12 protein-coding genes are annotated in these 10,392 nt (G+C 70.4%); 6 read left to right on the top strand and 6 right to left on the bottom strand.

The window, feature by feature from the left end; translation table 11 throughout:
* Positions 1–142: 142 nt before the first annotated feature.
* On the top strand, positions 143–598 hold the full coding sequence (locus VF330_RS10870; RefSeq protein WP_330851404.1) for an SLATT domain-containing protein: 456 nt from the start codon (positions 143–145) through the stop codon (positions 596–598).
* A 285-nt stretch (positions 599–883) separates the two neighbouring features.
* Here VF330_RS10870 and VF330_RS10865 read toward each other — a convergent pair whose 3' ends face one another.
* The 3 genes from VF330_RS10865 to VF330_RS10855 all read right to left on the bottom strand — a co-directional run bounded on the left by VF330_RS10865 (position 884) and on the right by VF330_RS10855 (position 3,997).
* Positions 884–1,993, bottom strand: coding sequence for a hypothetical protein (locus VF330_RS10865; RefSeq protein WP_330851403.1), 1,110 nt, complete (start codon positions 1,991–1,993; stop codon positions 884–886).
* Positions 1,994–2,265: 272 nt separating this feature from the next.
* Positions 2,266–3,033 (bottom strand): enoyl-CoA hydratase/isomerase family protein, encoded by a 768-nt coding sequence (locus VF330_RS10860; protein ID WP_330851402.1) that lies wholly within the window; start codon positions 3,031–3,033, stop codon positions 2,266–2,268.
* A 7-nt stretch (positions 3,034–3,040) separates the two neighbouring features.
* Entirely contained in the window at positions 3,041–3,997 is a 957-nt protein-coding gene (locus tag VF330_RS10855) for a magnesium transporter CorA family protein (protein WP_330851401.1), read from the bottom strand.
* A 68-nt stretch (positions 3,998–4,065) separates the two neighbouring features.
* Here VF330_RS10855 and VF330_RS10850 point away from each other — a divergent pair, with 68 nt between their 5' ends.
* The gene (locus VF330_RS10850) at positions 4,066–5,391 is read left to right on the top strand and encodes a serine/threonine-protein kinase (protein WP_330851400.1); all 1,326 of its coding nucleotides are present in this window, start codon (positions 4,066–4,068) and stop codon (positions 5,389–5,391) included.
* Here the strand turns inward: VF330_RS10850 and VF330_RS10845 are convergent.
* Positions 5,376–6,227: a hypothetical protein gene (locus VF330_RS10845; protein WP_330851399.1), complete on the bottom strand. Its 852-nt coding sequence runs from the start codon at positions 6,225–6,227 to the stop codon at positions 5,376–5,378. The genes VF330_RS10850 and VF330_RS10845 overlap by 16 nt on opposite strands.
* Positions 6,220–6,711: a sigma-70 family RNA polymerase sigma factor gene (locus VF330_RS10840; protein ID WP_330851398.1), complete on the bottom strand. Its 492-nt coding sequence runs from the start codon at positions 6,709–6,711 to the stop codon at positions 6,220–6,222. Before VF330_RS10840 ends, VF330_RS10845 begins: the two co-directional genes overlap by 8 nt.
* Positions 6,712–6,790: 79 nt before the next feature.
* Between VF330_RS10840 and VF330_RS10835 the strand changes: the two genes are divergently transcribed.
* From VF330_RS10835 to VF330_RS10820, 4 genes are all read left to right on the top strand, one after another.
* On the top strand, positions 6,791–7,285 hold the full coding sequence (locus VF330_RS10835; RefSeq protein WP_330851397.1) for a GNAT family N-acetyltransferase: 495 nt from the start codon (positions 6,791–6,793) through the stop codon (positions 7,283–7,285).
* A 36-nt stretch (positions 7,286–7,321) separates the two neighbouring features.
* Positions 7,322–8,614 (top strand): beta-propeller fold lactonase family protein, encoded by a 1,293-nt coding sequence (locus tag VF330_RS10830; protein WP_330851396.1) that lies wholly within the window; start codon positions 7,322–7,324, stop codon positions 8,612–8,614.
* Between the two features lie 106 nt (positions 8,615–8,720).
* Entirely contained in the window at positions 8,721–9,143 is a 423-nt protein-coding gene (locus VF330_RS10825; protein WP_330851395.1) for a MarR family winged helix-turn-helix transcriptional regulator, read from the top strand.
* Positions 9,144–9,189: 46 nt separating this feature from the next.
* Positions 9,190–10,173 (top strand): zinc-binding dehydrogenase, encoded by a 984-nt coding sequence (locus VF330_RS10820; RefSeq protein ID WP_330851394.1) that lies wholly within the window; start codon positions 9,190–9,192, stop codon positions 10,171–10,173.
* Positions 10,174–10,175: 2 nt separating this feature from the next.
* On the opposite strand, the gene VF330_RS10815 is transcribed toward VF330_RS10820, so the two are convergent.
* Positions 10,176–10,364, bottom strand: a complete 189-nt coding sequence (locus VF330_RS10815; RefSeq protein ID WP_330851393.1) for an MbtH family protein — start codon at positions 10,362–10,364, stop codon at positions 10,176–10,178.
* Positions 10,365–10,392: the final 28 nt, after the last annotated feature.

Here is a 10,392-nt window from a genome sequence, read left to right as displayed (position 1 = left end):
GCGGGCGCCTTGACGGGCGTAGTGGGCGAGCAAGCCCCCGGTCGACGTCGACTCGTCGCCGGGATGGGCGTGAATCGCGAGCAAGGTTCTCGGTCCTGCGAACTGCACGCGGCGAACGTACCCGGAAACTAATCTCTCGTGGGTGACCGACTTGCCGTCCGGGCTGAAGCCCTTGGAACTCGCCCATCACCTGCAGTCGCAGATCCAGCGTGGACACGCGTACGCGCGGTCACGAAAGCACCGGTTCCGCTGGAAGTCCGTTGCCGTCCGACTGACCACATTGGTGCTTTCGGCGGTGTCCACGATCATCCTCGGGCTCCAGAACCTGGATCCTTGGACGGGGACGGCGTTCTCGTTGGTCGCGGTCGTGACTGTGGTGTCCGCTTTGGAGCCGTTTTTTGCCTGGCGGTCGTTGTGGGTGTTGATGGAGGACGCTTCCTCCCGGTTCCACCGGTTGGAGGATGATCTTGGGTATTACGTGGCGTCCACTCCGGCTGATCAGGTGGATCCTGAGCGGGTTCGGGAGATGTTCGTCCGGTACCAGGAGATTTGGGACTCGTTGAGTTCCCGGTGGTTGAAGTTGCGGGATGGGGCGTAGTTCCAGCGTGGTTGCGTTTGCCGTGCGGGTGCCTGTTCCAGCGTGGGCGTGCACCCGCCCGAGCCACGAGTGGTAGCACCTCGCACCCAAAGTCAAGCCCCAATCGCAAACCACGGGTGGGTGCACCGGCTCTGATCGGCGTCAGGGGTGACTGCTCGCCTTCGGCTTCGCTTGGAAGTGCGGGGGTTGAGTCGGCTCGCCTTCGGCATCGCGTGCGGGGTTGCTCGCCTTCGGCGTCGCGCCTCGCCGGACCGAAGAGTCCGGCGCGGCGCTGAGCAGCAGGAACTAAGGAGTGCCCGCCGGCTTGCCCTTGGCGTCGGGGGCGTTCGGGTCCAGCAGGTAGTTGTCCTGCCAGACCGCCCACTTGTAGCCCACGCCGTTCGCGGTCACGTAGGCCGCGCCCCAGCCGGAGCCGGTGAAGCGGTTGTTGATCGCGCGCATGTTGCGGCCGTACTGGTTGCCGTGGCTCGACTCGAGACCCAGTTGGTAGCCGCCGCCTTCCAGCAGGTTGCCCTCGACGGTGACATTGTCGATGTCGCCGCCGTAGGTCTGGATGAACAGGGCGCCCGTGTCCTGGCCCGTGGAGCAGTCGATGCGGTTGTTGCGGAAGGTCAGGGTGCGGTTCGGGTTGCGGTCCAGCGGGAAGTCGCGGATGGTCGCGCCGTCGTTATGGGCGTCGCCCGCCGTGCGGAGGCCGCGGATGTAGTTGCCGTCCGCGAGGGCGTTCAGGGAGCTGCCGGTGTTGTAGAAGCAGATGCCCGAGCCCATGCCGGTGATGTAGTTGCGCTGCAGGGTGCCGACGCCGAGGAAGGCGCACGACTTCGCGATCGTCGACGCCGACAGGCGGGAGCCGTCGATGTTCGAGTCGCGGATGGTCACCGGGGCGGCGGTGACCTGGCAGGAGTTGCTGCCGCACGGGCCGTTCGTCGTGACGAGGGGGGCGGCCTCGTTCAGCTTGGCCGGGCGGATGCAGGACTTCTCGATGGTGATGTTGCCCGCGAAGAGGACCAGGGCCTGTTCGATGCGCTTGCCCGAGATGACCGTGCCCGCGGCGGGGGAGGCCGGGCCGGTGTAGGCGGGGAGGGCGTCGCAGGTCAGGCCCTGGGCGGCCAGGCCCGTGTTGTTCTGGGTGAGCTGCCAGCCGGGGGCGCCCGCGGGGGCGGGGGTGCCGGGGTTGGGCGGCGGCTTCACGGGGCCGTTGGTGGCCGACTTCGGCGCGGTGGTGCTGGTGGGGGCCACCGAGCTGCTGCTCGGGGGTGCTGAGCTCTCGGTGGTGCTGGTCGAGGTGGCGCTGGTGCTCTCCGCCACGGGTGTCGGCTGGGCCGCCTTGGTCGGGGTGCAGGCGGCCAGCGCGATGACACCACCGGTCAGCAGCACGGCCAATCTCAGTTTCACGGCTGGTTCTACCTCCACGCGCGTTCACGACGGGGGACCGTGAACTCGCTGATTGTGTCGTCGGCCGTTGCGGAATGTGTACAGAACCCGTGCGACGGAGTTTGTACCGGGGGCCGTTGAACGGACAGCACACTGCACGTGACGACGGGTGGAGTCAAGCCGAACCTGTTGTGCCGCAACATCATCTTCCCGCCCGGTAGGAATGGTCCGTCGGCTTGAGCAGGTAGATCACGGTTTTATCACCGAGCCATATGATTCTCTGATGTGTGAGATCAGCGACCCGTGAATGTCGCGCGGCCGGGACCGTCTGTGAGGAAGCTGTGCACAGCGCGTGGAAGATCTTCGGTCTCGAACAATGCGGAGGCGATCGTCGTGACGTGGGCGTCGGCTTCGGGCACGCCGCCGTTCTCGAAATGCGCGAGGACCTGTTTCGTCGCGGAATGCGCCTGCGTCGGGCCGACGGCCAGCGCCGCCGCGAACTGTTCCGCGGCCGCCGCGAAGCCCTCGTCCGGGAACACGCGGTTGACGACGTTCCACCGCTCCAGGGTCGCGGCGTCGTAGAGGTCGCCGGTCATGACGAACTCCTTCGCGCGGCCCACGCCCGCCCGCGCGGCCAGGCGTTGCGTGCCGCCCATCGTCGGCGTCAGGCCCACCACCTTCTCGACCAGCCCGAACCGGGCGCCGGCCGAGGCCACTACCAGGTCGCACGCCACCGCCAGCTCGAACGCCCAGGTCAGGCACAGCGCGTGGGCGGCGAACACGGTCGGGATCGGCAACGAGGCCAGGCGCTGGGGGAGCAGCAGCATGCGGTCGAACAACGCCTGCGCGTCGGCGCGGTACTCCTGCGCCGCGAACAGCGACACGTCCACACCGCCGGACACGACCTTGCCGGAGGCGTTGACCAGCAACGCCCGCGCGTCGCCCAGCTCGTCCAGGGCGTCGTGGAACTCGGCGTCGAGGTCCAGCGAGTAGAGGTTGAGCGGCGGCGCGTCGATCGTGATGATCGCGAGCTCGGCCCGGCGGGTCAGGTGGATCTTCAAAACTGGCTCACAACCAATCGCGGCGTTTGAACATGAGGTAGAGGAAGTAGGAGAGGCCGAGGATGCCCGCCGAGGACACCCAGAAGCCCCAGGGCTGCTGGAAGCCGGGATACGGCACGTTCATGCCGTAGTAGCCGGAGATGGCGGTCGGCACGGCGATGATCGCGGCCCAGCTGGTGACCTTCTTCATGATCGAGTTCAGCCGGTTGCCCTGCACCGCCACCTCGGCCTCGCGCAGGTTCGTCACCATCTCGCGCATCGACTCGGTCAGCTCGGCGGTGAACAGCGCGTGGTCCTTCACGTCTAGGTAGTACGGCGTCATCGCGTCGTCCACGAGGTCGTGCTCGCGGTGCAGCAACGAGCCGAGCACCTCGCGCATCGGCAGTGCGACCCGCCGCAGCTGCACCAGGGCGCGCCGCAGCCGCAGCGCCTTGCGGCCGACGTGCGGCTTCTCGTCGTAGATCCGGTCCTCGAGCGCCTCGATCTCGTCGTCGAGCTGCTGGGCGGCGGTGTAGTGGCCGTCGACGACGTCGTCGAGCAGGCCGTGCAGCAGGAACCCCACCCCGCTCGACGCCAGCTGCGGCGCGCTGTCCCACCGGCGCTCCACGCCCGCCAGGTCGTAGTCCTCGCTCTCACGCACCGTCACGAGCGCGTTGCGGGTCACGAACACGTCGACCTCGCACGTCCTGACCTCGTGCTTGTCGTAGCGGACCGCGTAGACGGAGAGGAACAGGTGGGTGGGGTAGCGGTCGACCTTGGGCCGCTGGCGCTCGGAGAACGCGTCCTCGATCGCCAGCTCGTGCAGCCCCAGCTCGTCGCGGAGCAGGCCCATGTCGGCCTCGGTCGGCGCGCACAGGTCGAACCAGATGACCGCGGACCGGTCTCGGAGGTGCTGTGCGACGTCGGCGACCGGGAAGTTCGAGTCGACGAGTTCGCCGTCGCGGTACAACCGTGTCCGACCCATGGGTGAAAGCGTACGTAGATCTACTCAGATGTGAGGTTTGAGCCCGAGTTCCCGCTACCCTCGAACCGGTGAAGGTGGACCAACCACAACGCATAGGCGACTACCTGCTCCTGGGCAGGCTGGGCCGTGGTGCCATGGGAACGGTCTACCTGGGACAAGGCAGCGACGGACGGCAGGTCGCGGTCAAGGTCGCGCGCGCCGAGCTGGCCGACGACCCGCGCTTCCGCGAGCGGTTCCGCCGCGAGGTCCAGATGGCCCGCGCCGTCGGCAGCGCCGGCACCGCGGCGGTCGTCGACGCCGACACGCGCGCCGCCCGCCCGTGGATGGCCACGGAGTACGTGCCGGGCCCCACGCTGCAGGAGGCCATCGAACGGCACGGCCCGCTGCCCGAGCACCACCTGAGACGACTCGCCGAGGGACTGGCCGAGGCGCTCACCGCGATCCACCGGGCGGGCCTGGTCCACCGCGACCTCAAGCCGTCCAACGTGCTGCTGGGCGCCGACGGCCCACGCGTCATCGACTTCGGCATCTCCCGCGCGATGGAGCACACGGCGCTGACCGAGACCGGCATGGTCTTCGGCACGCCCGGCTTCCTCTCGCCCGAGCAGATCACCGGCCAGGAGGTCGCGTCGCCGTCCGACGTCTTCGCGCTCGGTGCCGTGCTGGTCTACGCGGCGACCGGGAAGGGCCCGTTCGGCGAGGGCCCGACCGCCACGCTGCTCTACAAGGCCGCCCACGGCGAGCCCGACATCGACGGCGTGCCCAAGGCGCTGCGCCCGCTCGTGCAGAAGTGCATGCACCGCGACCCGGCCAAGCGCCCGGAGCCGACGGAGGTGACGCGCCTGCTCTCGCAGGTCGTCACGCCGAAGCCGCCGGCCACGAAGGTGCCCGCGCCGATGACGCCCGCCGCGGCGACGTTCTCGACGTCGCGGCTCGTGCCGATGGTGTGGGGCGTGGTCAACCTGTCGGCGGCGCTGCTGGCCGCCGCGATCGCCGACCCGGCCGCCAAGGCCAACGGCGCCACGCAGCTGCTCGCGCTGGCGGCGTTCTGCGTGCTGGTCGTGCGCGCGGCCCGGTTCTTCGCCGCGGCGGCGCGCAGCAAGGTCGTCATCGAGATCAGCCGCGAGGGCATCGCCACCACCCGCAACGGCAAGTTCCACCAGTACTGGTGGTACGAGCTCGCACGGGTGCGCGTCGTGCCGCACAAGAAACGGCCGTGGGTCGTCGTCTGGCTCAAGGACCCGGCGCCGCGCCGCTTCTTCGGCGCGCAGCACGGCGGTGTGCGGGTGTTCCCGGTCGCCCACGAGCGGAGCAGGCGGCGGCGCGAACGCGACGTGGCCGAGCTGCGCGCCGCCCTGGCCTGGTACCTGCCCCGGTCCTACGACGGGCGCTGATCGGTCCACTCGTAGGTGATGGTGCCGGACGACGTCACGCCGTCGAGCAGCCTGCTCGTGGACCTGCTGTCCTCGAACCCGCTCACCCGGCCCGTGGCGGGGTCGATCGTGAACCGGACGCGTCCTCCGTCGGCCAGCACCACGCCGTTGTCCCACCGGATCCCGGGGGACAGCTGGAGCCTGCGGTACAGCTCGGCCCGCTCCTCGACCGTGGTGAACGGGGAGACCATCGCCGAGAACGCGTCCTCGAGCTTCTGCGCCGGGTCCGCGCGCAGCACCAGTGAGGCGGTGCCCTCCTGGCACGGCGTGGCGGAGCAGAAGGAGTCCCACACCCCCGGACCGCGGTAGCCGTCCGAGAAGTACATGTCCGGCGTGGCGGGCTCTCCCCGGAGCACGCGCTGTCCTCCGGTGAGCCGGCGACGGGTCACGACGATCTCGTCCGGCGAGGTGGGCAGCCACACGTCGACCTCGAACTCGAACGCCATCGCGCTCTTGCCGTCCCTGCCGCTGAGCGACTGCCATCCCACGTACTTCACGTGCTGGTACTTCTTCGTGGGCTTCGGTGCCAGCTCCAGCAGGGTCGCCGCCTCCTGCAACGAGGTGGCGGGCGTCGTCGGCATCGTGGCCGGCGCGTCCCGGGTCACGGGCCGCAGCAGCACCACGAGCCCGGTGATCATCACGACCGCCACGGCCGCCGCCGCGATGCCCACCCACCGGTACGACCGGCGTGGTGGCTTCTCCGTGAAGAGCTGCTCGCGCAGGCGGGCCAGGCGCGCGTCGTCGGCGGGCCGCACCGGGTAGAGCTCGGCGAGGTCGTCGTCCAGCACGTCACGCATGTTCCACTTCCTTCAGCTTGGCGCGCAGTCGGTGCAGGCGGGACCTCGCGGTGCCGGGGTTCAGGCCGAGCGCCTCGGCGGCCTCCTGCACGCTCAGCCCCGCGAGCGAGACGAGCAGCAGCAGGTCGCGGTCGGCCTCGGCCATCTTGGCCAGCGCGCCCGCGATGCGGCGCAGGTGCGACCGGGCGTCGATGCGGGCGACGACGGAGTGCTCCAGCGACTCCGCGACGCCGAGGTCGACGCCGTAGCGTTCGGCGGTGCGCAGCAGGCGGGTCTCGCGCTTGGCGTGGCCGCGCAACAGGTTCGTCGCGATGCCGTAGAGCCAGCCGACGACGCTGCCCTTCACCGGGTCGTAGTTCTCCTCGCCGCGCATCGCGGCCAGGAAGGTCTCGCTGACGAGGTCGTCGGCGACGTCGGCGCCCACCCGCCGCGCCAGGTACCGGTGCAGGGGATGGGCGTGCTCGTCGAACAGCTCCGCGAACATCACGCCCCTACTTGGCCCGCCGCCCCGCCGGTGTTGCGGTGACCTGAATCACAGTGGACGGGCTTTCGATGATGATGCCATGACCACCTGGACCGTCACGGCCGCCGACGCCGCGCGTTCGCCGCTCAACCGCGAGTACAACGCGGAGATGATCAGCCGCTACTGGGGACGGCCGGCGCAGGACGCCGAGGTCGACGCCTACGAGCGCGACGAGCAGGACCACGACGTGCCGGTGTTCCTCGTCGTGTCGCGCGACGGCGAGGACGCGGGGTGCCTCGGCATGCGGTTCCTCGGCGGCGGCGTGGGCGAGCTGACCCGGATGTTCGTGCGCGTGCCGTTCCGCGGGCAAGGTGCGGCGTCGGCGTTGCTCGCCGCGATGGAGGCGGAGGCCCTCGACCGCGGCGTGACGGTGCTGCGGCTCGACACGCGCGCGGACCTCGTCGAGGCGCGGAGCCTCTACGCCAAGCACGGGTTCGCCGAGATCGACCGCTACAACGACGCCGGCTACGCCGACCACTGGTTCGAGAAGCGGCTGTTGAGGCTAACGCCCGCTGGTCCGGTCGCGATGTCCTGAACAGGTCGGGATGAATCGCACCAGGAGGCTCTCAGAATGCGGTTGCGTCCATTGGTGATGGCTGCTGCCGTCGCCACGGCACTGGTGGTGACCCCGGCCTCGGCGGCGCCCGCCGGCCGGGTCCTCGGATACGTCGCCAACAACGGCGGTGGGGTGTCGGTCATCGACACGGCCACGAACGCGGTGACCGAGACGATCTCCGACAGCGGCGGCAACTCGCCGTACATGGCGGCGGTCGCCTTCGACGGGACCCGCGGATACGTGACGAACTCCGTGCAGAACACGCTCACGGTCATCGACACGCCCACCAACACCGTCGACAGGTCCGTCCCCGTCGGCAGCCACCCGGCGGGTGTCGCGGTCGCCCCCGGCGGCGGCTTCGTCTACGTCACGAACTACGGCGACGGCACGGTGTCCGTGGTCGACACGGCCACACTGGCGGTCACCGCGACGATCACCGTCGGCCAGAACCCGGACGGCGTGGTCGTCACCCGCGACGGCAAGGCCGTCTACGTCACGCACGACGTCGTCGGCCCGAGCAGCGTCTCGGTGATCGACACGACGGCCAACGCGGTCGCCACCACGATCCCGGTGGGCAGCACCTCCACCGCGATCGCGGCCTCCGCCGACGGCAAGCGCGTGTACGTGGTCAACAAGGGCTCCGACAGCGTCTCCGCCATCGACGTCGCCACGCGCACCGTCGTCGGCACCGCCGCCGTCGGCTTCACCCCGCACGGCATCGCGCTGACGCCGAACGGCACCCGCGCGTACGTGACGAACAGCGAGTTCGACTCGGTCTCCGTCGTCGACCTGACGACCATGACCGAGCTCCAGAAGATCGTGGTCGGCGACCGCCCGATCGGCGTGGCCCTCACGCCCGACGGCGTCACCGCCTACGTCACGAACTTCAACAGCAACACCGTCTCGGTCATCGACACGGCCTCCAACACGGTCACCGCCACCCTCGGCGTCGGCGTCCGCCCGGTGGGCATCGCGGTCAACTTCGTGCCGCCCGCCCCGTCGAAGCTCGCCGCCGGCACGGCCCTGCTCCAGCTGCGGCTCCTCGGCTTCACGGTCCGCGGCCTCAACGCCACGCTGACCGAGAAGCACACCGGGGCGCCGGTCGCCGGTCAGAAGGTCGTGTTCCAGACCGTGAAGGGCACACCGCTCTGCACCGCGACGACCAACGCGTCCGGCAAGGCCGTGTGCGACTCGCAGGTGCCGTTGCTGGTGGGCCTGTCGACGCTGCTCCAGGGCTTCACGGCCTCCTACGCGGGCAACAACGAGCACGGCGGCGCGTCCGTCCGCGGGTACATCACGCTGCTCTGAGCAGTTCCGGTGACGTCGGCCGGGAGGGTGTCCGATCGGGGACGCCCTTCCGGCCGGCCTTCGTTCGTGGAGAAACTCCAGGAACCCCTCAAGTTAAGCTCGGCGCATGGCGATCGACGAGCTCGCGGCCTCGTTGCTGTACCAGGTGACGGCCCTGGCGGGAGAGGTCGGCGGCCGGATGCACGACGGCCTGGAACGGCTGGAGCTCACCGGCCCGACGGCGAACCTGCTGTGGGTCCTCGACCCGGCCGCCGAACCGCAACCGCTGCGCAAGCTGGCCGTGCTGCTGCGGTGCGACCCCTCCAACATCAGCCTGCTCAGCGCGCAGCTGGAGAATCGCGGGCTCGCCGAGCGGCGCCCCCATCCCCGCGACGGGCGCGTCCGGACGCTGGTGCTCACCGCCGAGGGCCGCGAGGTGCGCGAACGGCTCCTCGCCGTCGTCGCCCGGCACTCGCCCTTCGCCCACCTGGCCGACGAGGAGCAGCGGCTCCTGCACTCCCTGCTGGCCAAGGCGCTCGCCGAACCGTGACCAAGTCCGTGAGTAGATCCTTGAGATTCTCAAGTATATTTTCGGCATGACCACTGCTGCGAGCGCGAGACGGGTACGGCTGACCTCCACCGGAGGTCCCGAGGTGCTGCGGGTGGAGGCCGTGCCCGTGCCGGAACCGGGCCCCGGCCAGGTCCTGATCACCACGGAGGCCGCGGGCGTGGCGTTCCACGACGTCACGACCCGCCGGGGCCTCACCCCCGGTGCCCTGCCGGAGGTCCAGGGGTTCGACGTCGTCGGGCACGTCGCCCGGGTGGGCGCCGGCGTCGCGGAGTTCACCGTCGGCCAGCGCGTCGGCGCTCTGGTCGGCGCCGGCGGGTACGCGACCCACGTGCTGGCACCGGCGGCGCGGACCGCCCCGCTGCCGGAGGGACCTCCCGCCGAACTCCTCGACGCGCTGGTGCTCAACTACCTCACGGCCTGGCAGATGTTCCACCGCGTGGCCAAACCGGCGCCCGGCGAGGCCGTGCTGGTGCTCGGAGCCGCCGGCGGGGTGGGCTCGGCGCTGTCCCAGATCGCCAGGGCGGCGGGAGTCGCGGTCTACGGCACCTCGAGCCCCGGCAGGCGCCGCCGCGTCGAGGCCGGTGGTGCCACCTGGGTCGCGGACCAGACCGCCGTACCCGTGCCGGTCGCGGCCACGTTCGACCCGGTCGGCGGTCCGTCGCTGGCGCGCTCCCGGCGTGCCACGGCACCGTCGGGCGTGGTCGTGTCGTACGGGTTCAGCTTCGCCACCGGGGCCGGCTACTCCAGGACGGGCGCGCTGGCGCGCACCATCGGAGCCCTGCTGCGGGCGAAGCTCACGCCGGGACCTCGCGTCGTCCTGCACACCGTGGCGCGCGCGGTCGACGAGGACCCGGCCGGTTTCCGGGCGGACATGGCGGCACTGGTCGAGCAGCTGGCGGCCGGGGCCATCGAGCCCGAGGTCGTCACCCTGCCGCTGGAGCAGGCCGCCGAGGCGCACCGCCGCCTGGAGAACCGCGAGGTCGAGGGCAAACTGGTCCTGCTGCCGTGAGACTAGGCCGCGGCCGGCAGGTCCGGCCGCAGGGCGTCGACGTAGTCCACGCAGGACTGCTTGCAGGCGACTCCGTGGACGACCTGCCAGCCGGCGGGCACCTGCAGCACCGCGGGCCAGATCGAGTACTGGCCCGTTGGGCTGACCAGCACCAGGAACATGGTGTGAGCCTGAGCGAACGGGGAAGTCATGACCCCAGGGTGACGTGCGCCACCTAGG

It is taken from the genome of Lentzea sp. (assembly GCF_036380075.1).
In the GTDB taxonomy this organism is placed as follows: domain Bacteria; phylum Actinomycetota; class Actinomycetes; order Mycobacteriales; family Pseudonocardiaceae; genus Lentzea.
This window is presented reverse-complemented; position numbering and strand designations above follow the sequence as displayed.